The sequence below is a fragment of the Desulfoferula mesophila genome, from assembly GCF_037076455.1.
GTDB lineage: Bacteria > Desulfobacterota > Desulfarculia > Desulfarculales > Desulfarculaceae > Desulfoferula > Desulfoferula mesophila.
This window is the reverse complement of sequence record NZ_AP028679.1, coordinates 2,169,095-2,191,068: the sequence shown is the minus strand read 5'-3', so window position 1 is coordinate 2,191,068 and position 21,974 is coordinate 2,169,095. Positions and strand designations below refer to the sequence as shown.

The following is a 21,974-nucleotide window of genomic DNA, read 5'->3' as shown; positions in this document are numbered from 1 at the left end:
CCTACCGGGTCATCATGTTGGGCAAAAGCGTGGCGATGCCGGGGATGACCGTGATCAAAAAGGCCACGAAGAAGATGGCCAGCAAGAAGGGAGCGACCCCCTTGAAGATGGTCTCCAGCTTTATGTCCGGGGAAACGCCCGCCACGGTGAAGATGTTCAGGCCCATGGGCGGGGTGATCAGACCGGCCTCCATCATGAGCACCGCGATGACCCCGAACCAGATGGGATCGAAGTGCAAGGCGGTGATGATGGGATAGATCACCGGCAGGGTGAGCACCATCATGGAGATGGCGTCCAGGAAGCAGCCCAGGAAAAGGTAGATCAGGATGATGACGGTGTGGATCAGGTAGGGCGAGACATCCAGGCTCGCCGCCCAGCCGGCCACCTGGGTGGGGATGGTGGACAGGGCCAGGAAGTAGCTGAACACGTTGGCTCCGGCCACCAAAAACAGCACCATCACCGAGATGCGCACCGATTCGATCAGCGCCCCGATGAGCACCTGCCAGGAAAGGCGCCTCTTGATGAGAGCCACGAGGAACAAGACCGTGGCGCCCACCGCGCCGGCCTCGGTGGGGGTGAAGAATCCCGCGTAGATGCCGCCCATGACGACCATGAACAGCACCAAAGGCTCCCAAACGCCCTTGAGGGAGGCGAACTTTTCGGCCCAGGTCACCCGCTCCGGGCTTGTGGGGGCCGCATCGGGGTACATCTTGACCCAGGCGATGACGATGCCCACGTAGGCCAAGCCCAGCACGACGCCCGGCAACATGCCCGCCACCAACAGCTTGCCGATGGATTGCTCGGTGATCATGCCGTAGACCACGAAGCCGATGCTGGGGGGGATCAAAAAGCCCAGGGTGCCGCCCGCGGCCACCGACCCGGCCGCCAGGCTGGATTTGTAATTGAAGCGCTTCATCTCCGGCAGGGCCACGGTGCCCATGGCCGCGGCGGTGGCCACCGAGGAGCCGGAAACCGCCGAGAAGCCGCCACAGGCCCCGATGGTGGCTATGGCCAAACCTCCGGGCAAACGGCGCATCCACTTGTCAAAGGTGCCGTACATCTCGCTGGTAAGTCCCGAGCTGCTGGCAAAACCTCCCATTACGATAAACAAGGGAATGACGGTGTAGGGGTAGAAGGACGAGACTTCCCACACCGTGCTGGCCACCTTGGGCAAGGCGGCGTCGACCGAGGCCAACATGCTTATGCCCGAGAAGCCCACCAGCATCAAGGCGAAGGCAATGGGCATACCCAGGAACAGCAGCACGAATACGGCGATAGTTCCGATTACGCCTATGGTTACTGGATCAATCATCATTTACCTGCCAGCCTGCGCACGGTGTCCACCAAATCGCACAACAACTCCAGACACAGGAAAAAAGCTCCCACCGCCACCAGCATCCGGAAGGGATACTGGGGGACGCGCAGCATGTCCGATACCGAGACCTCTTCCATGGCCACCTTGTAGCCTTGCCAGCAGAGCATGGCGATGATGAAGATGCTCAACAGGGTGGTGAAGACATCCATGCTCAGGGCCACTTTCTCGGGCAGGCGGTCGGTGAACATGGTCACCCTAACGTGACCCCTGACTTGCTGGGTGTAGGCCAGCCCCAGCAGGATAAAAATCGACAGCATGTAGCTGGACAGCTCCAAGGTGCCGGGGATGGGCCGGGACCAAATGCCCCGGCCCACCACTTCGGCCGCCGTCAACAGCATCATGGGAATGAGCAGGAACATGCCCACGTAGGTCAGTATTCGCGTGACCTTTTGGATAAAGGCCTTTACGTTCTCATACGCTTGCATATCCACTCCCGATCATGGGCACGATCCTGCCGATGAGGTTGTTACTTCTTTCCGTCGGTGTGCCACTCGGGGGGCGCGGCCACGCACTTGGAACCGGCCTGCTCCACGATCTTGGTGTACATCATCACGGCTTCCTTGGCGGGCTTGCCCTGCTTTTCCATTTCAGCCACCCACTTGCGGGTGACCTCCTGGAAGCGGGTGAACCAGCGCTCTTCCTCCTTGGGAGGCAGGGTGTAGAGCTTCACGCCCTTGCCCTGGATCTCGGTGATCATCTGGGCGTAGGTCTTCTTGTCCAGACCGTGGGTGGTGGCGAAGGGGTTGCCCACCACCTCCACGATGATCTTCTGCAGATCCGGGGGAGTGTTGTTCCAGAACTTCTCGTTCATGATCACGCCTTCGGACACGCAGCCGAAGGTGGCCTTGACGCCGTACTTGGCCACTTCATAGAGCTTGAAGGCCAGAACCAGCGGGGGGCAGGTGACCAGACCGTCGATGGTGCCGGTCTCCATGGCCAGGTAAACGTCGCCCAAGGGCATGAACACGGGCTGGGCGCCCAGGGACTTGATGTAGCCGGTCTGCATGCCGCCGGGGGTGCGGATCTTCAGGCCCTTCAGGTCTTCCAGGGTGTGCACCGGCTTGGTGGTCCACAGGAAGGACTGGATGCAGCCGTTGAGTTCCAGCACCTTGACGCCCTTGAACTCTTCCTGCAGGGCCTTTTCGTATACCTGGTTGCCGATGTTGGCGGCCAGGTCCTTGCCGTCCACCCAACTTGCCATGGACAGCACGTCGGTGAGGGGGAAGCGGCCCGGGGTCCAGGTGGCGGTAAAGTAGCCCATGTCGGCCAGGCCGTTTTTGACGATGTCAAAGTGCTCGGGGCCCTTGCCCAAGGCGCCGCCGGCATAGAGGGTATAGGTGATGCGGCCGTTGCTGCGTTTCTTGAGTTCCTCCAGCATGGGAATCCATACGGTTTTCACCTCGCGGCTCATCGGGGGATGCCAGGTGGAGAACTTGATATGGATGCTCTTTTTCTCGTCAGCCGCCTTGGCGCCGGTGAATCCGCCGAAGCAGATCATGAGCGCCGCGAACAGGCCCAACAACCAAGCAGACTTTCTCATCTAGATTGCCCTCCTTGAGTAATGTGACATGGATCCAGCGCCGACCTCCGCACCCTGGAGGGCACGCATGTGTAAGCGCCATAACATAGCCAAACGCCAATGGTAAAATCGTTTGTTCGTCGTCATGCGCCCTTCCCTTGCGGCAAAGAGGGCCAAATTCGCGTAAAATTAATATTTGCTTTAAATGTTAAAATATAGTTAAAATCTCCTAGACGTCAAGGAAATTGTCATCAGCGGTTGCAGGGTATCCGCAGCCAACTATCCGAGAAACTGCGGAAAAGCTTCAATTTTGTTATTACCTGACCACGTGATCCCTTTTGCCCTTGACCAATACCTTTTTAATAGATAGTATATTTTTTAATTTATATTTAATATGGCGCTGTCGTCAAGCAGTTTTTGAAATGGCGCGGGAGTGACGGAGGCCTTGGAAACACTAGGCGGCAAATTAAGGGCATTGAGGTTGGCCAAAAACCTTACCTTGCAGCAGGTGGCCAAACAGGCCCACTGCACGGCGGCGCATTTATCTCAGATCGAAAACGACAAGGCCTCTCCCTCCATCGCTACCCTGAAAAAAATCGCTGCGGTCCTGGAAGCCAGGATCGTGGATTTCTTTGACGATGAAACCGATGAGGATCCCGTGGTGCTCGACCCATCGCAATGGGTCAGGGTGAGCCTGCCCCGCTGGAAAGCGGACATCAAGCAGATGGTGCGCATGGTCAAGCATCGCCACATGCAGCCATTTTACACAGTGATCCAACCCGGCGGAGGCGCCAAGGAAGATTATCATCACGTTGGCGAGGAGTTCGGCTTGGTTCTGGAGGGCGAACTCACCTTGCGCCTGGGCGACAACGTCTACCAGGTTCCCGCCGGTTCTTCCTTTTACTATTCCTCCACTCAACCCCATGCCTGGACCAACGAGGCCAAGCAACCCTGCCGGCTGGTATGGGTCGTCACTCCCCCCAGTTGGTAAAAGCCATTTCTGAAAGGAAGCGAATCAAATGAGTTCGGTTTTGGTAAAAAACGTCGGTCTCATGCTTAGCGGCGATATTGACCAGCCCATCCTTGATGCCGACAGCCTGGTAATCGCCGACGGACTGATCCAACAAATCGGCTCGGGCCTCGCGGCTCCCCAAGGCGCCATGGTGATCGACGCCCAGGGTTGCGCACTCACCCCCGGCCTCATCGACTCGCACTGCCACGTGGTCTTGGGCGACTGGACCCCCCGGCAGCAGATGGTCAACTTCCTGGATTCTTCCCTGCACGGCGGCGTGACCACCTCCATCAGCGCGGGCGAGGTCCACCTGCCCGGCCGGCCCAAGGACGCCCTGGGCACCAAGTGTCTGGCCATCGTGGCCGCCAAGAGCTGGGCCGCTGTGCGCCCCGGAGGCATGAAGGTCTTGGGCGGCGCGCTGATTTTGGAAAAGGGCCTCACCGAGGCGGACATCGAAGAATGCGCCCAGGCCGGGGTCAAGGTCGTGGGCGAGGTGGGCCTGGGTTCGGTCAAGAACCCGCCCGAGTCCACCGAGATGGCCTCCTGGGCCAAGGCCCGCGGCATGGTGGTGATGATGCACACCGGCGGCACCTCCATTCCCGGATCTTCCCCGGTGGGCGCCGAACAAATCATCGCTACCGGACCCTCGGTGGCCAGCCACATCAACGGCGGGCCCACCGCGGTGAGCCTGGAAGAAGCCAAGCGCATCATCGACCAGACCGACGTGGCCATCGAGATCGTGCAGTGCGGCAACGTGAAGCGCGCCGCCGAGGTGGCCCGCTACATGGACGAGACCAAGCAATGGGGCCGGGTGATCTTCGGCAACGACGCACCCAGCGGCACCGGGGTGGTGACCCTGGGCATCCTGCGCAACATGGCCATGGTGGCCAGCCTGGGCGGGGTGGCGCCTGAGCTTACCGTGGCCATGGCCAGCGGCAACACCGCCAAGCTTTACGGCCTAAATCGGGGCCGGATCGCCGTGGGCCTGGAAGCCGACCTGGTATTCATGGACACGCCCATCGGCTCACCGGGCGCCGACGTGCTCGAGGCCCTTTCCGAGGGCGACACCCCCGGCGTGAGCATGATCCTTATCGACGGCAAGATCGTGGCCAAGGTAAGCCGCAACACCCCGCCGGCGGTTCGCAAGGCCCAGGTGGTGGACTAGTATTTTTCTCAATTTCCTGGAGATGAAACCATGCAGATTCGCAAGCTGGTGACCATAGTGGAGGAGACCCTGCAGGAGGCGGGCCGCGACATCAAGCCCGCCACCCGCAAAGCGGCGGCCATCGCGGTTATCCACAACCCCTTTGCCCACGAATACGCCGAGGACCTCAGCGAGCTGATGAACATCGGTGAACAGTTGGGCGACCTTTTGGGCAACAAGGCCCGCGAGGCCCTGGGCATCGCCCCCGAGCAATGCGAGAGCTACGGCAAGGCGGCCATAATCGGCCTGGACGGCGAGTTGGAGCACGGCGCGGCCATCCTGCACCCCAAGCTGGGCGCCCCCTTCCGCAAGGCCTTGGGCCGGGGCCTGGCCCTGATACCCTCGGTAAAAAAGCGCGGCCCGGCCGGATGCACCATCGACGTGCCCCTGAACCACAAGGACGCGGCTTTCATCCGTTCGCACTTTGACGGCATGACCGTGAACCTGGAAGACGCTCCCCTGCCCGACGAGATCCTGGTGGCCCTGGTGGTCACCGATTCCGGCCGTCCCCTGCCCCGCATCGGCGGCCTTACCACCGCAGACGCCAAGTACGAGGACGGCCTGCGTTAGGGCCGCGCCCCAAGTTAATCATTAGTGAGGAGAGGGCCGACCATGGCCATTTTACCCGAAGTCAAAAGCCACTACGGACGCCTGAAGCTGCTCATCGGCGGCGAGTGGGTGGAATCCAAGTCCGATATCATCAACAAGACCTACAACCCGGCCACGGGCGTGGAGATCGCCGAGTACCCCACGGCCACCAAACAGGAGGCCCGGGCGGCGGTGGAAGCGGCCCAGCAAGCTTTCGTGGCCCTGAAGGGAATCGCCCTGCGCGAACGGGCCCGCATGCTCTTTAACATGCGCCAGATCTTCGACCGCGAGGAGGACATGCTCGCCCGGGTGCTGGTGCAGGACCACGGCCGCACCTACAAGGAGGCGGCGGGTTCGGTGCGCCGCTCCATCGAGAACATCGAGTCGGCCTGCTCGGCCGCCTACGGCATGGCCGCGCGCAACGAGCATATCGACAACCTGGCCCGGGGCATCGACATGTGGTTGACTTGGGAGCCCCTGGGCCCCTTCCTCATCGTCACTCCCGGCAACATCCCCATGCACGCCTGGAGCTCCTTCGTGCCTTACGCCCTGGCCGCGGGCTGCCCCGTGGTGGTCAGCCCCTCGCGCCAGGACCCGGTGGCCGCCGACTACATGAGCAAGGTGGCCCTGGAGGCCGGCTTCCCGGCGGGATGCATCAACCTGATCCACGGCGGCCGCGACGTCAACAGCTACATCCTGGAGCAGCCGGAGATCGAGGGCATCGGCTTCATCGGCTCCACCTCGGCCGGGTTGGATCTGTTCGCCCAGTGCGGCAAGCTGGGCAAGACCTCCAGCCTCAACGGCAACGGCAAGAACACCGTGGTGATCACGCCCGACGCCGACCTGGAATCCTGCCCCGCCTATGTGCGTCAGGGCTGCTTCGGCATGACCGGCCAGCGCTGCCTGGGCTCGGACAACGTGGTCATCCTGGGCGATAAGGCCCGCTATGAGGCGGTCAAGCAGTCGCTGGTGGAAAACGCCTCGGCCATGAAGCTGGGCTACGGCCTGGACGAGTCGGTGACCATGGGCCCCTACGCCACGGCCGCCGGCCGCGACAAGGTGTGGGCCTGGGTGGAGCGCGGCCTGGCCGAGGGCGCCAAGATGGTCCTGGACGGGCGCACCATGGTGCCGGCGGACTATCCCGACGGCTACTTCCTTGGCCCCACCATCATCGAAGACGCCGACATCGACATGGAGATCTGCAAGCAGGAGGCCTTCGGCGCGGTGGCTTCCCTGATCCGCGCGGACAGCGTGGAGCAGGTGATCGAGTGGATCAACACCAAGACCGACCTGGGACACAGCGCCTGCATCATGACCTCCAGCGGCGCCACGGCCCGCCAGTTCGCCCGCGAGGTGAACGTGGGCAACGTGGGCATCAACGTGGGCGTGCCCCAGCCCTACGCCTTCTTCCCCTTGGGAAGTAAGCGCAAGAGCTTCCTGGGCGCGGCCAAGTCCCGCCTGGCCTCCATGCGCCTGTTCCTGGACGAAAGGACCGTCACCGCCCGCTGGGTGTAAACGGCCTCTGAGCGTAAATCGCTTGTCAGGGCTTCTCCCCTCGGGGAGAAGCCCTTTTTTTATGAGCAGGCCTTGTCACACCCAGCACTTGGTGGCCATAGTTATATAGTTATAAGGAACAGCCATGAACCTGGAACAAAGGAGAACACCATGGCAGAGATTCTCATCGTCTATGCCACCGATCATAAGGGTACCCATAAGATGGCGGAAAAGATCGCCGCCGGTGTGGAGTCCATAGAGGGCTGCAAAGCCATACTGAAACTAGCCGAGGAGGCCACCTCCGAGGATGTCTTGGCCGCAGACGCCTTGGTTTTGGGCAGCCCGGTACACATGGGCTGCATGGACTGGCGGGTGAAAAAGTTCATCGACCAGCAGTGCGGCGGGCTTTGGATGGGCGACGAGGTGGTGGGCAAGGTGGGCGCGGTGTTCGCCTGCGGCTCCGGCTTTGGCAATGCCGGCGAAGGCAGTGAGTTGACCCTTTTGTCCATGCTCAACAACCTGTGCGAGTTGGGCATGGTGATGGTGCCCCTGCCCAAGAGCGCCCCAGGCTACGCCAAGGGCGGCGCCCACTGGGGTCCCTATGGCCGCGCCCACAACGAAGACCTGACGCCCATAGCGGGCGGGCTTCCCGAAGAGCGCTCCGAGGCCTGCATCCAACACGGCAAGAACATCGCCAGGGTGGCCCAGGCGCTAAAAGGCCAAAAGTTGATGGCCTGAGTGCCGGTCCCACTCTAACGTCGTCGTTGCTAAAAAAACCGGCCGCGCCACCTGGGTTGGCGGCGCGGCCGGTTGTCTTTTGAAGGCTTGCTTTACTGGCCGCTGGAAGGCAGCCCCGGCGGGCTCTGCTCCGGCATCGTCCCGGTGCCCGGAGCGCCAAGCGGTAGCTCCGACTCCGGCCGGTCCTGGGGCCGCACCAGGCGGAAAGCGCTCCGATCCACGGTGTAGATAAGCACCGGCTGTTCGAACAGCCGCTGGGAATCGACGCTGATGGCGCCGCAAACCCCGGGGATATCCTTTACCTCCTGCAACGCCTGGCGCATGGCCTGGCGAGTGCGGGGAGCCTCCTTGAGCCTTATGAGGTGGCGCAGCGCCAGGGCCGCGTCAAAGCCCTGGGCCTCCAGCAGCGTGGGTATGCGGTGCAGGGCCTCCTGGTAATCTAGAACAAATCCCCGCACCAGGGCCTGCTTGGAATCCGGGTCAAAGCATCCCGGCAAAATGGCCCCCTGCACATCGCGGGAAGCCAGCTTGATCAGGCTTTCCTCGTGCCACAGGTTGGTGCCCATCAAGAGCACCCCGGTAACATCGAAGTAGCGCAATTGCCCTGCGGCCATGGCCACGGGCTGGGGGCCGTCGGGGATGAACAAGCCGTCGAAATCGATCACCGGCTGCGGCGAGTCGGGCAAGCCGAGACGGTACCGGCCCGTGGGCAGCTTCACCAGGCGCTGCACGTATTGGGTGAAGTCCTTGGCCTGGGGATCGTAGTAGATGTGGCGCACCACCACGCCGCCCCTGGCGGCCACGCTCTTTTCAAACAGCCCGGCAAAGCCCCGGCCATAGGAGTTGTCCGGAGCCAGCACCGCGAAACGCTTCTTGTTCCTTTGGTTCATGGCCTCGTCCAGCAGCCCGTCAACCTGGCGCTGGGGGGTGAGGGAGTCCTGAAAAACGTAGTCGCCGCTCTGGGTCAGGCCGTCGATGCGCGCCAAGCTGATAAGAGGCACTTGGCGGACCTGGGCCTGGCGCGCGGCGGCCAGGGACGAGCCCGCCCCCAAGGGCCCGATGATGGCCATGACCCGGTGGCGGTCCACCAGCTGGTCCACCTGGGCGGCAGCCTCAGCGGGCTGGCCCTTGGTGTCGGCAATGTAGAGCACCGGGGCCTTGCCCGCGGCGCTCTCGAAAAGCCCCAGGCCCAACTCCACCGCGTAAAGCACGTCCTTGCCGGTTTGGGCCCAGGAGCCGGTGAGGGGTACGAGCACACCCACCGCGACCGGGTTAACCAGCTTGGCCTGAGAGATTTCCTGGCGCAAGGTCTGGGCCTGCTGGTTTATGTCCTGGTCGAGCACCAGGCCGTCCACTTGGCTCAAGGTGCCCAGCGCCTCGTCCAGGCGCCCTTCCCTGAACTGGGCCCTGGCCAGGGCCAAAAGCAGGATGGCGTTGAGTTTGGGCGCCCGGGGCTTGCCCAACTGGGCCTCCAACTCGCCGGCGGAGGCTTTATCGGCGGCCTCGGACAGGCTTTGTTGCAGCGAGGATGAGAGGTAGCCCTCTAGGCCGGCCAACTCCAGCAAGGTGCCCGTGGCCTGACCGTAGCGCCCCAGGGCGCTCTGAGTGGCGGCCAGCGAGTTGAGCACCTGGCGCTGTTCAAAGTCGTTCAGGGGCTGGGGCGGCTCGCTGGACAGGCGCTGCAAGGTCATGGCGGCCTGGTTTAGCTGGCCCAGCTTTCTTTCCAACTCGGCCTGCAGGATAAGGCCCTTGGTGAGCACCGCCGGATCGCCGCCGGTCAAGGGCATGTTGCGCAACTGCTCCAGGGCCAGGGCCTGCTCGCCGGCGCCATCGTAGGCCTGGGCCAGGCTCAGGCGCAAACGGCTGGCCACCGGGGGGGCGGGATTTTGCTTGAGAGCGGCCTGGTAGGCGTCGGCAGCCGGCAGGTATTTTCCCATGGCCAGCCGTTCGTCGCCCAGCTTCTCCAGGGATGAAGGAGGCAGCCCCTTGTAGGCGGCAGTCCCCGGAGCGGGGGGCGCGGTGGGAATCGGCACCTTGCGCGCCGGAGCGCATCCCCAGGCCAGCAGGGCCACCGAAAGCATAAGCAGGCCCGCCCACCAAAACCGCCGGCCGGTGATTCGCGAAACAGCGCTGAGCATGGGTCCTCTCTTGTTGGCTGGCCGCACGGGCCTAGGCCGGCTTTCTGCTGACCACCACCATGGCCGGACGCAAGAGGCGACCCTCGTAAGTGTATCCCTTTTGGGCCTCGGCCAATACGGTGTTCTCGTCCTGCTCCGGGTCTTCTTGCTGCATCATGGCTTCATGCAGCTCGGGATCAAAGGCCTGGCCCACGGCCTGCACCGGCTCCAGGCCGTGACGGCCCAGGGTCTTGAGCAACTCACCGTGGATCATCTCCACGCCTTGCACCAGGTTGGGATCGCTTTGGGTGTGCTCCTTGGCGCTGGCCAGGGCCCGCTCCAGGTTGTCCAACACGGGCAGCAGTTCCTTGACCAGGCCCTCGTTGGCCCGCTTGAAAAACTCGGCCTTTTCCCGCTCGGTGCGCTTTTTGTAATTATCCAGCTCGGCCGCCTGGCGCAAGGCGCGCTCCTTTAGCTCGGTCACCTGGGCGGCCAACTCCTCGCAACCCTGCGCCGGCGTCTCTTCCGGCAGATCGGCGCTAATTTTTTCTTCCTGCTCCGAAGCCGGAACGGCCCCGGGATTTTCGCTTTTGATCACTGGCTGATTTTCCTTTCGCCAACAGCAAGACCGGATCGGGCTATTTGCCCCTCTCGTCCAAAATCCGGCTGACCAGACGGGCGGTGAAGTCCACCATGGGTATCACCTTGGAGTAGTCCATGCGGGTGGGCCCGATCACTCCCAGGGCCCCGGAAGACTTGCCGGGTTCGCCATAGGGCGAGGTGACCACGCTCAAGCCGTCCAATTCGGCCAGGTCGCTCTCCGAACCGATGACCAGGCGCACCCCCTGGGCGGTCAGGGCCTTGTCCAACAGGCGCAGAAGGGTGGATTTCTCCTCAAAGGCCTGAAAAATGCCCCTGAGGCGCACCACGTCCTTGAACTCGGGCTGATCCATGAGGTTGGTCTGCCCGTCGATGAGCAACTCGCCCTCGCTGCGGTTTTCCAAGGCCTGCTTGCCCAGGGTCAGGGCCCGGGACAGCACCGTATCGAACAAATTGCGCTCGTTGGCCATCTCCTGGGCCACCCGCTGCTTTACTTGGTTCAAGGTAAGGTCGGCCAATAGATCATTCAAGTAGCGGGTGTAGCGGTCTAGTTCCTCTTGGGCGATGTCCTCTTCGGCTTCGATGATGCGGTTTTGCACCCCCCCGGACTTGGAGACCAGCACCACCAGGATGAGCCCTGCGGCCAGGCGCACGAACTCCATATGCCGAAACACTTCCTGTTCCGGGCTGGGCACCACCACCAGGGCGGTCTGGCGGCTTATGCGGCTCAGGGCCCGGCTGGTGGCCTTGAAGATGTCGTTGGCCTCGTTGACCGGCTGGTTTTCCAGTTGGGCGCGGATGGTGTCCTTGGTGCGCTGGTCCAGCTCGTCCAGTTCCAGGATGGAATCCACGTAGAGCCTCAGGCCCTCGGAGGTGGGCACCCGTCCGGCCGAGACGTGGGGCTGTTCCAGATAGCCCATATCCTCCAGGTCAGACATGACGTTGCGCACCGTGGCCGGGGAAAAATCCACGTTTTTTTGCTTGGATACGGTGCGCGAACCCACCGGCTCGGCCGTGGCGATGTAATTGGCCACCACCGAAGCCAGCACCAACCGAGCACGTTGTGAAAGTTCTTGGGTCACGCCCACTTACCCCTGTCGTATTTGGATAGAAACCACCAGATAGAATTTAGCAATCGAGGGTGGCCGTGTCAAGGCAACGCCCTGATTAAGCTTTATGTTTCAAGACTTAGCCAATCCCACAGCGCCAGAATCACCTCCACGTCACCCTGGTCCAACTCCAAATCGTCCAGGCGCACCGCCTTGAGCCCTTCCAGGGCCTTGCCCCGCGCCTCTGGGGAGCGTTTTTCCCGGCAGGTCAACTGGCCCACGGCTTGCTGCAAGGCCTCGGCCAGGGACAGGCTGACCCCGTCCCAGCACAGCCTGAGCCCCACTTGTCCGGCCAGGCCCGCCAGGCGAAAATCCACCGCGGCAAAGGCGGCCTGGGCCAGCTCGGGGGCCGCCTGATGGCTGGCCTTGGCTATGGCCGCCTCGTCGACCCCCTGGGGCTTTTGCAACACCCCGTCCGCCCCCCCCATGCACATGGCCGCCGCGTCGGCGTACAGGGCCTTGCGGCTGTAACCCAGGGCCGCGGCCCAGGGCTGGTGCTCGCGCACCTTGGCCAGGGAATCCAGGCCAAAGGCGGGGCCTTGGCCCAACTGCCCGGCCGCCGCGCCAAAAGCCTCCTGGGCCACCTGCACTCTGGCATATAAACGGCGCAGGAACTGGTTGGCCTTTTCCGAGCCCTCCCCTTCCAGGTTCTCATAGAGCGAGTCCACCACAAAGCCCTGGCCCAGGGCCGAGGCCAGGCTCTCCGGTCCGGGAAGCTCGCCGGAGCCGCCCCCCGCACCCGCGCCGTAGATATCCAATAAAAAGCAAAGGCAGCGGCGGCCGTTGAGCTTGTGCAAGGCCCGGTCAAAGTCACGGGCGTAAATGAACTCAATCCCCTTGAAGGCCGGAGCCACGTTTTTCTGGAAATTGTCCAGCTCGAAATCAGCGTCATCGATGAAGCAAAAGGTAGGCTGCATAACCCCACGGTCTCCCTGGGCATGTGATTTTCCAACTTTCAATCAGTATACCTTGGTAACACTCCCCAGGTTGGGGCACAAGCCCTCATATGATGCCTTGACCAGATGGCCCTCTAGTGCTATTGAAGGCCTACGTTTAACAGGGAATAATTGCCCGCCAGGGCGGGCCGATTTCAGGAAGGGATAAAGAATGAAAAAAGTATTTATCGTGGGCTGTGGGGCCTACATGGAAAGCGGCTACGGCTGCCCGGGCGAATGGCGCTGCCTCAAGGCCGCGGCCCTGGGCGAGGGCAATTTCGACGAACCGGTGCAGGTGATGGGCTTCCATACCTGTCACTGTCCCGGCCGCAACACCGCCCCCAACATGGGGGTGGGCATCAAAATGAGCGGCGTGAAGCCCGACGTCATCTACATGAGCAGTTGCATGGCCAACGCCAAGCCCTCTTGCCCCTATGGCAGCGCCCAGGAAATGGCCGATATCATCAGCGCCAAGACCGGAGTGCCGGTGGTCCTGGGCACCCACGACTATCACTAAATCACAACGTCCGCCTTTAAGTTTCGGCCCTTCCCGGCGCTCCCGGGAGGGGCCTTGGCTTGCGTACGTCCCCAAGCCGCCCTATAAATATATGGAGAACCCAACTTTGCGGAGAAAAGCATGGATTGCTCCAGCGAACCCCAAGGCTTTGACTACGTAGGCAATTGCATCCGCCCGCCCAGCGAGGCCTATTCCATCCTGATCCAGGCCACCCTGGGCTGCTCCCACAACAAGTGCGGCTTTTGCGGCACCTACAAGGACAAGCGCTTCGCCATAAAGGACCAGAAGATACTGGAGCGCGACATCGAGTTCGCCTCCAAGCACTGCTCGCGCCAGCGGAGAGTGTTCATCATGGACGGCGACGCCTTGATCATGCCCATGAAGCGCTGGGAGTGGCTCCTGGGCCAAATCAAGGAAAAGCTGCCCTGGGTGACCCGGGTGGGCGCCTATGCCAACTCCAAGGCCGTTGCCATGAAGAGCGACGAAGATCTGGCTCGCCTCAAGGAGCTGGGCTTGGGCATCCTCTACTATGGCGTGGAAAGCGGCCATCCGGTGGTGCTCAAGGAAATGGTCAAGGGCGCCACCCCGGAGAAGCTCATCGAGCAGGGGCGGCGGGTCAAGAAGGCGGGGATCAAGTTGAGCGTCACCGTGCTCCTGGGGGTGGGCGGCACCAAATACAGCCTGGAGCACGCCAAGGCCACCGGCGAGCTACTCACCGCCATGAAGCCCGATTACGTGGGGGCGCTCACCCTGATGCTCATCCCCGGCACGCCCATGTACGAGGCCCAGCAGCGCGGCGAGTTCGAGCTGCCCGGCGTGGAGGGCATGCTGCGCGAGCTGCGGGAGATGATCGCCAACACCGACCTGGGCGGCGGGCTGTTTTATTCCAACCACGCCTCCAACTACCTGCCGGTCAAGGCGGTGCTGCCCCGGGACCGCGAGGCCACCCTGGCGCTCATCGACCAGGCCCTGGGCGGCCGGGTGGGGCTCAAGCCCGAGTGGATGCGGGCGCTGTAGGGCTGGTAAACGGCTATATCAACCTAGCCCCGCCATCAACTACCATGGACGTTCCGGTCATATAGGGGTTGGCCATTAAATAAACGAATGCGTCAGCTATTTCATCGGATGAAGCGATTCGTCCGACGGGAAATCGCTCGGCGTATTGCACGGTTTCCGGGGGCTTGGGCGCGACAAAACCGGGGCTCACGACGTTGACCCTGATCGGCGCCAGCTCAACCGCCAAGGAGCGGCAGAGGGCCTCGGTGGCGCAATTTATCACCACCATTGTGGAATGGTTTTGAAATATTTTTTCACCGGCAATGCCGGTGGTCATTACAATGCTGCCTTTTTTACTAATTCGCTTGTGCGCCTTTTGAATCAGCTGGTATTGCCCCCAAAACTTGGTTTCAAATGCCGCCTTGGCCTGTTTGAGATCGGTTTGAGCAAAAGGAGCCGGATTTATCTCCGGCCTGGTGGCAACCACAAGGTGATCAATATCACCAATTCTCTTCAACGTGGTTTCCGTTTCCAGCTCAGAGGTCACATCAAAAGAATACGTTTCGACCTCATGCCCAACCAGGGCAGTCAAGTCATGACGGTTTTCCGCCGCTTTCCTGGAGGCGATGACGACTTTGCCTCCGGACTTGCATGATTGCCGCGCAACCGCGAGGCCAATGCCGGAGCTACCGCCAACAATAAGTATTCTTTGATTTTCTAATGAATGATTCATTGCAAGTATTTGCCCCTGAATAAGCGTCGGACGCCTCATTTTGGCGTTCTATTGGGCGGCGGGCGGCTGGCTCTGAGTATCGTCCTGAACCGGCGGCGCGGTATCGGGCAGGGCGGAAGCGCTCTCGCTCTGGGTATCTTGTGCCTGGGGCACACCCTCGCTCTGGGGCTGCTCAGGCTGGGTCTGCCCGGTCTGGGGCATCGCCTGCGGCCCCAGCTTCACCCCGTGGCGCCCATCCAGAAAGTCCTTGGCCAGGCGCTTGAGGTCGTTGGGGTCGATGTCCACCACCCGCCAAGGGCCGTTCTGGACCTTTTCCATGCCCAGGCGCAGGCGCCGGCCCTTTTCCGGTTCGGAAAACACCACCAGGGCGTAGTTGCCGTTGCGGGTCACGCTGGAGGCGAACACCAGGGTCCAGGAGGAAGGCAGGTTTTTGCGATTGGGGTCGTTGATGGCCTTGACCACCTGGGCGGCCATCTGGTCGCTCAAGGGGGCCATGAAAGCTCCCACCAGGCCGCGCACCAGGTTGCGGGTGTCGTCGTCCTTCTGGCCCTTGGGGGCCACCAGGTCCACGATGGTCTCTTTTTGCCCCTGCAGGATGTTCTCTATGTCCACGTGGGCCAGAAAGAGGTGGGGTTCACGGTCGTGGATGGCCTTGCCGATCTGGTAGAGCGCCCAACGGGGGCCGTCCAAAAAGCTGTGGGTGAGGTAGAACGCGCCCGTGGCCAGAAAGGCCAGCAGGATCCACAACCACCAGCGGCGCATGGTTTAGTCCCGGTCCAGGCTGGAGGTGGAGTCCGAAGGTGGGGCGGCCATGCCGTCCTTGGCGAAAAGCACCTCGCCCACCACCTTATCCGCCGCGTCGGCGGTGTCCAGGAGCATCTCCACCTTTTCGATCATCTCCAGGCGCAGCTCCTCGCTGGCGTGGTTGAAGGCGAAGGCCCACTCCCCGGATTCCAGGAAGTCCTTGAATTTGGCTAGGTCGTCGGTCTTGAGCATGCAGGGAGTATAGGGCGACAAATCGGGGGTGTCAACGCAGGCGCCGCCCTACTGTGCCTCCACCCTCACCTCCAGGCCGCGCTCGTTACCTGGCTTCAGACCCAGGCGTTCCAGAAAGCTGCCCTGGCTCAGGGCCAGCTCCAGGCGGCCCTGGGAGTTGAACAGGGCCAACAGCTGGCCGGGCTCCTTTTGACCGTAGGCGCGGGAAATGCCCTTCACCGCCCCGCCGGCCAGGCTTATCAAGGCCTGGCGGTCCTTTAGAAAGGCCCCCACCTCCGCTTGCGGCAGGTTGCTTATCAGGTTGCCGAAGCGATCGGCCATGAGCACCTGGCCCACCAGGGCCTCGCCTTCGCGGCGGGGCCGGGGCCAGTCCAGGCGCATTGGATCGCTCACCAAGGGGCCCAGGGTGGCCGGGTCGCGGCCCAGGGCCAAGGCGGCGGCCACTGGAGCAAAGACGTCCCGGCCGTGGAAGGTGGCGGACACGGGATCGCGGAAGAGAGACTGGTCGGTTATCTCATAGGCCTTGGCCGCGGGGTCGGCCAGAAAGACCGGCGTGAAGATGCCGTTGTCCGGCCCCACCCACAAATCACCCGCCCCGGCCACCGCCAGGGCGCGGCGTTCGGTGCCCACACCGGGGTCCACCACGGCCAGATGCACCGTGCCGGGGGGAAACACCCCCAGGGCCTGCTCCAAGGTCAAAGCCCCGGCCAGGACGTCCTGGGAGGCCAGGGAGTGATCCAAATCCACCAGGGTGGCTTGGGGGCAGAGCCCCAGGATTACCCCCTTCATGACGCCCACGTAGGGTCCGGGGCCGAAATCGCTGGTCAGGGTGATGATGGGGCGCTCTTGCATGCTCATACCGCCAGCAGTTGGGGCAGGATCTCGCCGGCCTTGCCCATGAGCGACAGGTCCACTTCCCGGCTGTTGGGGGTGGGCTCCAGGTTCACCTCGATGACAAAGGCCCCGGCCTGCTTTGCCACCGAGGCCAAGCCGGCGGCGGGCTGCACCACCGCGCTGGTGCCCACCACCAACATAACCTGGCATCCGGCCGCCGCCCGCCAGGCCGCGTCGAGAATGCGGCCGTCCAGAGACTCGCCGAACCACACCACGTGAGGCCTGAGCAAGCCGCCGCACTCCCGGCAGGCGGGGCGCGGGGAAAGCTCCAGACTGCGTTCCTCGTAGAGAGCCCCGCAGGCGGTGCAGCGCACCATCCACAGGTTGCCGTGCACCTCCAAGAGGTTGCGGCTACCGGCCAGGCGATGCAGGCCGTCCACGTTTTGGGTTATCAGGGTAAAGGCTTCGGCTCTGTATTCCAGGTCCTTGAGAGCGCGGTGGGCCGGGTTGGGGGCGCAACGGCTTATGAGCTCCCGCCGCCATTGATACCAGCGCCAGACCAGCTCCGGGTCGCGGGCAAAGGCCTGGGGCGTGGCCAGGTCTTCGGGGCGGTATTGCTCCCACAAGCCGTCGGCCCCGCGAAAGGTGGGCACCCCGGACTCGGCGGAGATGCCCGCCCCGGTGAGCACCGCCACTTTTTGGGCCTGGGCCAAGCGCTGGGCTGCTGCTTGTATCGGCGTGGGCTGCATGTTTCCTCCCTGGCTCAAAATAGGCGGCTGGGCCGGGAGTGTCAATCTCCGGGCATGGCACAGGCGCCCTCCCTGCACGGGGGGCGCCTGTGGTGTTGCTCAGGATTATGCCGCTTGCCTAGCTCTTGTCGGCCTTGGCTGCCTTGGGCTTGGTTTCCTTTTTGGCGGCGGTGTCGGTCTTGGGAGCGCTGTCGGTGGAGGCCGGGCTTTCGACCGGCGCCGCCGTGGAGGAGTTCTTACCCTTGTAATCGGTTACGTACCAGCCGCCGCCCTTGAGCTGGAAGGAGTTCAAGCTCATGATCTTCTTGAGCTTGCCACCGCACTGGGGGCATTTTTTCAGGGGCGCGTCGCTGACCTTTTGCAAGGCCTCGCAAACCTGGTTGCAGTTACAACATTCGTATTCATAAACGGGCATGGTCAAACTCCTCTGACTTGTCTTGCCGCGCTAGCAGTGACCCTCTGGGCTGAGGGTGGCTGCGAAATTCTCGTAACAATCCAGCACCCGCTCCAAATGGGGCAGACGCACCTTTTTCAGCACCTCGGCGCTCAACCGGTGCACCTTGGCCTCCTCGGCCTGGCGGCGCTGCTGATCCAACTCGAACAACTGCACATAAGTGGCGAAGCGCACCACGTGCACCAACTCGTGCACCATCACGTAGGTGAGCATGGGCAGGAATAGCTCTTGCTCGCTTTGGCCTTCCATGGCTTCCAAGAAATTGTGGTCCTGGAAGCAGATGCGCCAGAAATCCCGATTCCGCAGCCTGCGCGAATCCGCTTGGCGCAACCTAAGCACCTGGGCCAGAGCCTCGGGAGCCACCTCCGTGGGGGCCAACTCGGCCAGGGTGCGCACCTCAAAGGGGTGGCGGCACCAAAAGCCCTCGGACAGGCGGAAATAATCGCTCACGCTGTCCTCGGCTACGTTGAGCCCTTCGGCCAAAAGCCGAAGTTCTTCCTGGCCAAATACCGCTTGGGGCTGCACTTGCTCCTCCTGTGCTCTCGGAGATGAATATAATCACCACCCGGCGATGGTGCAAGTCACTTTTTGTTTATCTTTTACAGCGCCTTGCCAGGCATTGACAATACCCGCTCCCACGGGGACAATGAAACCAATATTGCCCATTCCCGCTCATCCATCGGATCAACTAAATGCGATTTAGGACACTGTTTTTCCTGCTGATTTTAGGTTGTTGCCTGGTATTGCCCTCCTTGGCCCCCGCCCAGGACGCCTCGCCCCTCAAAGCCGGCATCTATCAGCCCGCAGATCTCTCGGCCACCGCCTTGGTGGCTCCCCAGCCCGACGGCTCGGTGCTCCTGCGCCTGTGGCAGGGCGACAAAGCCACCCACCTGGGCGGTTTCGCCTACCTGGGGCGCCTGGTGCCCGGACCGGGCGGCAAGCAGCTTACCGGAGTGTGGCAATCCCTGCCCGGCTCCTGCTGCCCCGGCCGGGGCCGCCAGGAAATAGAGCCCCTGGGGCCGGAGGCCTTTCGCTTCACCTTGTTCGCGCCCACCCTGGATCGCCCGGCCTGGCCCGGCGACTCCGGCATGGTCTTCCGCCGTATAGCCGGCTTGCCGCCCAGGGAGCAGACGGACCGCCTGGCCGGGGGATGGCGGATAACCTATTGGTATGCCAATCTATTGCCTAATGGCGTGCCCGGAGACCTGACCCAGGGCAAGTTGGAGCTCACCCCCCAGGGCGACTCCCTGGCCGGGGTTTGGGAGGGCAGGCCCGGCCATCTTAACCTCACCCCCACCTCGGGCGGCGCCTTGCTGCAATACAGCGACCCGGCGGCGGGCTTCGAGTTGAGGGCCCAACTGGCCGAGGAGGCCTCGGGGCTTAGCCTGGGGGGCGCCTTCACCTCCACCCTGGGTCAGGGGCAAATCAACCTGACCCGCCAGGGACTGCCCGCTTCTCCCCCCGGCCCCCAAATCAGCCGCGAAGGCAACCTCAGCGGGGTGTGGGTGGACACCCGCACGGGCAGCGACTTTTTTAAGATCACCGGCTCGGACAAGGGCTTCTCTTTCGTGGCCTATGGCGGCTCGCTGGAGCGGCCGCGCTATCTTTCCAAGGGGCGGGCCACGCCGGCCGGGCCCGAGCGTCTGGAAGGCCAGGCCCAGGACCAGCCCAACCAGTGTTGCGGCAACCAGGGCAGCTTCGCCTTCCGGCTGCTTGAGCCTAACCGCATGGAAGTGACCGCCTATTGGTGGCCCCAGGAGCAACCGAGGCCGCCTCATCTGAAGCCGGAGACCTTCCTGCTGGAGCGCACCAGCACCCAAACCGCCACGGCCGCCGCCACCCCGGAGGGTTTGCCCCAGGTTATCCCCTCGCGCACCGATCTGCCCGGCGGCCCCGCCGGCGCGGTGGAGGTCAGCTTCAATCCCGGCCCGTCCACCGGACAACCCGGGGCCCTGTTCTCCCAGGGGGGCTACGGCCAGCGCCTGGAGCTGTACCTGGACTCCCAAAACCACCTTTGCGCCCTGCTGGACACCAGCCAGGGAGTCGCGTCCCTATGCTCCGACTCCACCGTGTCGCCGGATGGTGAACACACCGCCTGGCTGGGCTGGGAGGCCGGGGGACAGGCCCTTTTGCGCCTGGACGGCAATCAGGCGGCCGCCGCGCCCCTGCCCGGCCCCTGGAGCGGATCGGCCGCCCCCTACCTGGTGGGAGGCAGCCGCTGGCCCGGACGCTCCTTCAAGGGCACTATCAGCGAGGTGCGCCTGTGGCCCCAGGCCGAAGACCCCGCGTCGCCCACTCCGCCCGGCCTGACCATCAACCCCGGGGCGTCCCAGGCGGCCGCCGAGCCCACGGCCCGGCCTTCGGCCCCGGCCACCCACGACCTGATGCGCCTGTGGCATCCGGGCCTGCTGCGCCACGCCTACGCCGTGGACGCCGACGGAGTCCGCTCCTGGGAGGCGCAAGGCTATCGCCTGGAAGGCCCCGTGGCTCGCCTATGGGTCAAGCCGGTCACCGGCAGCCGCGCCCTGTGGGGCTACGTGCACGACCAGGCCGGTTACTACCTGATAACTGACAGCACCACGCCGCCCCCCGGCTGCCGCCCCCTGGGCCTGCTGGGCTACGCGCCCGAGGAAAAAGGCCCCGGCCGGGTGGAGCTGTGGGGCCTGGAGGCCCAGTTCCCCGAACCCCTGCGCGGCGGCACCTCCCTGGACCGCCTGTACGCCAGCGATTCCAAAACGGTGGACCAGGCCCGCCAAGAGGGCTATGGCACCCCCCGCCGCCTGGCCTACGCCCTGGCCGCCAAGGGGGCCCGCTACAGCCCGCCCCTGCTCTACGACTGGTCCGGTTCCTGGCGCGGCGACGGCTGGGGCCGTTTCTTCCTGGTCCGCCGGGGAGACGAGCTGTTCATGTTCTGGTACTACGCCAACCTGGAGGGCCCCAAGTTCTACGGCCGCTACCGCCTGAGCGCCGACGGCAAGAGCGCCGAGGGCGTGGCGGTGGGCCAGCCGGGAGCCAAGGCCCGTTACTATCGCCACAAGCTGGAGTTCGTGACCGACGCCCCCACCGGACCGCGCATAAAGCTCACCGCCTGGCGGCTGGCCGCTCCCCTGGACGACGGCCGCCTGGTGGCCTTCAAGCAGTCCCGCCCCACGACCAGCGAGCTCATCAAGTCCCAACAGCGCGCACCGGATCAGGAACGCAGCATTCTGGACAACATGCTGGGGTCCCCCTCACCCGAAGAACAGTACCGCCAAGCGCTGGAGCAGGCCCGCAAAGCGGGGCGCCTGCTGGAGAGGTGAGACCCATGTCGGAAGAAAAAAACGCGCTGCGCCAAAAGCTGAGCACCCGTTGGCAATACCTTTGGCCCCAGGACTTGCACCCCGGGCGGGTGCCGTTTTTCGAGGGCGCGGGCCAGGCCGCCGAACGCCTGCGCCGCCTCAAGGAGTATCACCTTACCCGTGTCCTGGCGGTCACTCCGGAACCCAGCCTTTTGCAGGTGCGCATCAACGCGCTAAACGACAACAAAAGCCTTTTGGCCGCCACGCCGGGCATGAAGCAGGGGTTGATACGCATAGCTCCGCAGGACGTGCCCCTGCCCCTGCGCAGCCGGTCTCTGCGGGGTTGGTCCCTGGCCGAGTCCGGCCATCCGGTGCGCCTTCCCGCCTCCCGGCCCGGCAAAGCCGAGTTGGTGGTGGGCACGGCCCTGGCCGTGGACCGGCGCGGCCGCATCCTGGGCGACGGCCGGGGTCTATGGGATTTCACCTGGGCCTTGCTCAAGCATTTGGGGGTAATCACCGACGCCACCCCTGTGGCGGTGCTGGTGCACGACGAACAGATTGTGGAGGAGCTTCCCCAGGATCCCTGGGACCTGATGGCCGATCTGGTGGTTACCCCTCAGAGGGTGTTGCGCATCCCCGCGGTGCGGCGGCCCAAGGGCTCCCTGCGCGATCTGCCGGAACCCCTGGCCTCTTTGCCGGTTACCCAGGCGGCCTTGGGTAGCTGAG

The 21,974-nt window shown here is 63.5% G+C and carries 23 protein-coding genes; 9 read left to right on the top strand and 14 right to left on the bottom strand.

All coding sequences use genetic code 11. The features are described 5' to 3' along the window. Nucleotide 1 precedes the first annotated feature (1 nt). Genes AACH32_RS09785 through AACH32_RS09775 form a run of 3 tightly spaced genes read right to left on the bottom strand, consistent with a single transcriptional unit; the run spans nucleotide 2 to nucleotide 2,915 of the window. On the bottom strand, nucleotides 2-1,315 hold the full coding sequence (locus tag AACH32_RS09785; RefSeq protein ID WP_338606593.1) for a TRAP transporter large permease: 1,314 nt from the start codon (nucleotides 1,313-1,315) through the stop codon (nucleotides 2-4). Continuing rightward, entirely contained in the window at nucleotides 1,312-1,800 is a 489-nt protein-coding gene (locus AACH32_RS09780; protein ID WP_338606592.1) for a TRAP transporter small permease subunit, read from the bottom strand. The genes AACH32_RS09785 and AACH32_RS09780 overlap by 4 nt, the downstream gene beginning before the upstream one ends. A 41-nt stretch (nucleotides 1,801-1,841) precedes the next feature. After that, the gene (locus AACH32_RS09775; protein WP_338606591.1) at nucleotides 1,842-2,915 is read right to left on the bottom strand and encodes a TRAP transporter substrate-binding protein; all 1,074 of its coding nucleotides are present in this window, start codon (nucleotides 2,913-2,915) and stop codon (nucleotides 1,842-1,844) included. Nucleotides 2,916-3,327: 412 nt separating this feature from the next. Between AACH32_RS09775 and AACH32_RS09770 the strand changes: the two genes are divergently transcribed. The 5 genes from AACH32_RS09770 to AACH32_RS09750 all read left to right on the top strand — a co-directional run bounded on the left by AACH32_RS09770 (nucleotide 3,328) and on the right by AACH32_RS09750 (nucleotide 7,930). Continuing rightward, nucleotides 3,328-3,885, top strand: a complete 558-nt coding sequence (locus AACH32_RS09770) for a cupin domain-containing protein (protein ID WP_338606590.1) — start codon at nucleotides 3,328-3,330, stop codon at nucleotides 3,883-3,885. Between the two features lie 28 nt (nucleotides 3,886-3,913). Further along, nucleotides 3,914-5,071 (top strand): amidohydrolase family protein, encoded by a 1,158-nt coding sequence (locus tag AACH32_RS09765; RefSeq protein WP_338606589.1) that lies wholly within the window; start codon nucleotides 3,914-3,916, stop codon nucleotides 5,069-5,071. Between the two features lie 30 nt (nucleotides 5,072-5,101). Beyond that, nucleotides 5,102-5,680, top strand: a complete 579-nt coding sequence (locus AACH32_RS09760) for an amino acid synthesis family protein (RefSeq protein WP_338606588.1) — start codon at nucleotides 5,102-5,104, stop codon at nucleotides 5,678-5,680. A gap of 42 nt (nucleotides 5,681-5,722) precedes the next feature. Continuing rightward, a complete protein-coding gene (locus AACH32_RS09755) occupies nucleotides 5,723-7,213 on the top strand; it encodes an aldehyde dehydrogenase family protein (protein ID WP_338606587.1) in 1,491 nt (496 codons plus the stop codon). A gap of 150 nt (nucleotides 7,214-7,363) precedes the next feature. Continuing rightward, a complete protein-coding gene (locus AACH32_RS09750) occupies nucleotides 7,364-7,930 on the top strand; it encodes a flavodoxin domain-containing protein (RefSeq protein ID WP_338606586.1) in 567 nt (188 codons plus the stop codon). Between the two features lie 92 nt (nucleotides 7,931-8,022). On the opposite strand, the gene AACH32_RS09745 is transcribed toward AACH32_RS09750, so the two are convergent. From AACH32_RS09745 to AACH32_RS09730, 4 genes are all read right to left on the bottom strand, one after another. Continuing rightward, nucleotides 8,023-10,068 carry a penicillin-binding protein activator gene (locus AACH32_RS09745; protein ID WP_338606585.1) on the bottom strand — a complete coding sequence of 682 codons (2,046 nt, stop codon included), beginning with the start codon at nucleotides 10,066-10,068 and terminating at the stop codon, nucleotides 8,023-8,025. Nucleotides 10,069-10,099: 31 nt separating this feature from the next. Beyond that, nucleotides 10,100-10,645, bottom strand: a complete 546-nt coding sequence (grpE, locus tag AACH32_RS09740; RefSeq protein WP_338606584.1) for a nucleotide exchange factor GrpE — start codon at nucleotides 10,643-10,645, stop codon at nucleotides 10,100-10,102. A gap of 40 nt (nucleotides 10,646-10,685) precedes the next feature. Then, nucleotides 10,686-11,729 carry a heat-inducible transcriptional repressor HrcA gene (gene hrcA, locus AACH32_RS09735; RefSeq protein WP_338606583.1) on the bottom strand — a complete coding sequence of 348 codons (1,044 nt, stop codon included), beginning with the start codon at nucleotides 11,727-11,729 and terminating at the stop codon, nucleotides 10,686-10,688. Nucleotides 11,730-11,821: 92 nt separating this feature from the next. Then, a complete protein-coding gene (locus AACH32_RS09730) occupies nucleotides 11,822-12,673 on the bottom strand; it encodes a hypothetical protein (RefSeq protein ID WP_338606582.1) in 852 nt (283 codons plus the stop codon). Between the two features lie 190 nt (nucleotides 12,674-12,863). On the opposite strand from AACH32_RS09730, the gene AACH32_RS09725 reads away from it, so the two are divergent. Next, complete coding sequence (locus AACH32_RS09725; protein ID WP_338606581.1) at nucleotides 12,864-13,208, top strand: CGGC domain-containing protein; 345 nt, start codon at nucleotides 12,864-12,866, stop codon at nucleotides 13,206-13,208. A 120-nt stretch (nucleotides 13,209-13,328) separates the two neighbouring features. After that, nucleotides 13,329-14,225, top strand: coding sequence for a radical SAM protein (locus AACH32_RS09720; protein WP_338606580.1), 897 nt, complete (start codon nucleotides 13,329-13,331; stop codon nucleotides 14,223-14,225). A gap of 13 nt (nucleotides 14,226-14,238) precedes the next feature. Here AACH32_RS09720 and AACH32_RS09715 read toward each other — a convergent pair whose 3' ends face one another. The 7 genes from AACH32_RS09715 to AACH32_RS09685 all read right to left on the bottom strand — a co-directional run bounded on the left by AACH32_RS09715 (nucleotide 14,239) and on the right by AACH32_RS09685 (nucleotide 18,495). Then, on the bottom strand, nucleotides 14,239-14,937 hold the full coding sequence (locus AACH32_RS09715) for an SDR family oxidoreductase (RefSeq protein ID WP_338606579.1): 699 nt from the start codon (nucleotides 14,935-14,937) through the stop codon (nucleotides 14,239-14,241). Between the two features lie 48 nt (nucleotides 14,938-14,985). Then, the gene (locus tag AACH32_RS09710; RefSeq protein WP_338606578.1) at nucleotides 14,986-15,699 is read right to left on the bottom strand and encodes a DUF2939 domain-containing protein; all 714 of its coding nucleotides are present in this window, start codon (nucleotides 15,697-15,699) and stop codon (nucleotides 14,986-14,988) included. 3 nt (nucleotides 15,700-15,702) lie between these two features. After that, a complete protein-coding gene (locus AACH32_RS09705; RefSeq protein WP_338606577.1) occupies nucleotides 15,703-15,933 on the bottom strand; it encodes a hypothetical protein in 231 nt (76 codons plus the stop codon). Between the two features lie 48 nt (nucleotides 15,934-15,981). Further along, nucleotides 15,982-16,785, bottom strand: a complete 804-nt coding sequence (locus AACH32_RS09700; RefSeq protein WP_338606576.1) for an SAM hydrolase/SAM-dependent halogenase family protein — start codon at nucleotides 16,783-16,785, stop codon at nucleotides 15,982-15,984. Between the two features lie 2 nt (nucleotides 16,786-16,787). Then, the gene (locus AACH32_RS09695) at nucleotides 16,788-17,516 is read right to left on the bottom strand and encodes an SIR2 family NAD-dependent protein deacylase (RefSeq protein WP_338606575.1); all 729 of its coding nucleotides are present in this window, start codon (nucleotides 17,514-17,516) and stop codon (nucleotides 16,788-16,790) included. A 118-nt stretch (nucleotides 17,517-17,634) separates the two neighbouring features. Then, nucleotides 17,635-17,931 (bottom strand): FmdB family zinc ribbon protein, encoded by a 297-nt coding sequence (locus AACH32_RS09690; RefSeq protein ID WP_338606574.1) that lies wholly within the window; start codon nucleotides 17,929-17,931, stop codon nucleotides 17,635-17,637. Between the two features lie 30 nt (nucleotides 17,932-17,961). Then, entirely contained in the window at nucleotides 17,962-18,495 is a 534-nt protein-coding gene (locus AACH32_RS09685; protein ID WP_338606573.1) for a hypothetical protein, read from the bottom strand. Between the two features lie 167 nt (nucleotides 18,496-18,662). Between AACH32_RS09685 and AACH32_RS09680 the strand changes: the two genes are divergently transcribed. Together AACH32_RS09680 and AACH32_RS09675 are read left to right on the top strand one after the other, a co-directional pair. After that, nucleotides 18,663-21,269 carry a LamG-like jellyroll fold domain-containing protein gene (locus AACH32_RS09680; RefSeq protein WP_338606572.1) on the top strand — a complete coding sequence of 869 codons (2,607 nt, stop codon included), beginning with the start codon at nucleotides 18,663-18,665 and terminating at the stop codon, nucleotides 21,267-21,269. 5 nt (nucleotides 21,270-21,274) lie between these two features. Next, entirely contained in the window at nucleotides 21,275-21,973 is a 699-nt protein-coding gene (locus tag AACH32_RS09675) for a 5-formyltetrahydrofolate cyclo-ligase (protein ID WP_338606571.1), read from the top strand. The last annotated feature ends 1 nt before the right edge of the window (nucleotide 21,974 follow it).

Excerpts from the sequence above, each read along its gene's own strand:
- AACH32_RS09785 (WP_338606593.1), bottom strand. The coding sequence starts at position 1,315 with ATGATGATTGATCCAGTAACCATAGGCGTAATCGGAACTATCGCCGTA.
- AACH32_RS09715 (WP_338606579.1), bottom strand. The coding sequence starts at position 14,937 with ATGAATCATTCATTAGAAAATCAAAGAATACTTATTGTTGGCGGTAGC.
- AACH32_RS09765 (WP_338606589.1), top strand. The coding sequence starts at position 3,914 with ATGAGTTCGGTTTTGGTAAAAAACGTCGGTCTCATGCTTAGCGGCGAT.
- AACH32_RS09680 (WP_338606572.1), top strand. The coding sequence starts at position 18,663 with ATGCGATTTAGGACACTGTTTTTCCTGCTGATTTTAGGTTGTTGCCTG.
- AACH32_RS09775 (WP_338606591.1), bottom strand. The coding sequence starts at position 2,915 with ATGAGAAAGTCTGCTTGGTTGTTGGGCCTGTTCGCGGCGCTCATGATC.
- AACH32_RS09675 (WP_338606571.1), top strand. The coding sequence starts at position 21,275 with ATGTCGGAAGAAAAAAACGCGCTGCGCCAAAAGCTGAGCACCCGTTGG.
- AACH32_RS09755 (WP_338606587.1), top strand. The coding sequence starts at position 5,723 with ATGGCCATTTTACCCGAAGTCAAAAGCCACTACGGACGCCTGAAGCTG.
- AACH32_RS09725 (WP_338606581.1), top strand. The coding sequence starts at position 12,864 with ATGAAAAAAGTATTTATCGTGGGCTGTGGGGCCTACATGGAAAGCGGC.
- AACH32_RS09710 (WP_338606578.1), bottom strand. The coding sequence starts at position 15,699 with ATGCGCCGCTGGTGGTTGTGGATCCTGCTGGCCTTTCTGGCCACGGGC.
- AACH32_RS09700 (WP_338606576.1), bottom strand. The coding sequence starts at position 16,785 with ATGCAAGAGCGCCCCATCATCACCCTGACCAGCGATTTCGGCCCCGGA.
- AACH32_RS09720 (WP_338606580.1), top strand. The coding sequence starts at position 13,329 with ATGGATTGCTCCAGCGAACCCCAAGGCTTTGACTACGTAGGCAATTGC.
- AACH32_RS09730 (WP_338606582.1), bottom strand. The coding sequence starts at position 12,673 with ATGCAGCCTACCTTTTGCTTCATCGATGACGCTGATTTCGAGCTGGAC.
- AACH32_RS09750 (WP_338606586.1), top strand. The coding sequence starts at position 7,364 with ATGGCAGAGATTCTCATCGTCTATGCCACCGATCATAAGGGTACCCAT.
- AACH32_RS09690 (WP_338606574.1), bottom strand. The coding sequence starts at position 17,931 with ATGCCCGTTTATGAATACGAATGTTGTAACTGCAACCAGGTTTGCGAG.
- AACH32_RS09705 (WP_338606577.1), bottom strand. The coding sequence starts at position 15,933 with ATGCTCAAGACCGACGACCTAGCCAAATTCAAGGACTTCCTGGAATCC.
- AACH32_RS09780 (WP_338606592.1), bottom strand. The coding sequence starts at position 1,800 with ATGCAAGCGTATGAGAACGTAAAGGCCTTTATCCAAAAGGTCACGCGA.
- AACH32_RS09760 (WP_338606588.1), top strand. The coding sequence starts at position 5,102 with ATGCAGATTCGCAAGCTGGTGACCATAGTGGAGGAGACCCTGCAGGAG.
- AACH32_RS09745 (WP_338606585.1), bottom strand. The coding sequence starts at position 10,068 with ATGCTCAGCGCTGTTTCGCGAATCACCGGCCGGCGGTTTTGGTGGGCG.
- AACH32_RS09695 (WP_338606575.1), bottom strand. The coding sequence starts at position 17,516 with ATGCAGCCCACGCCGATACAAGCAGCAGCCCAGCGCTTGGCCCAGGCC.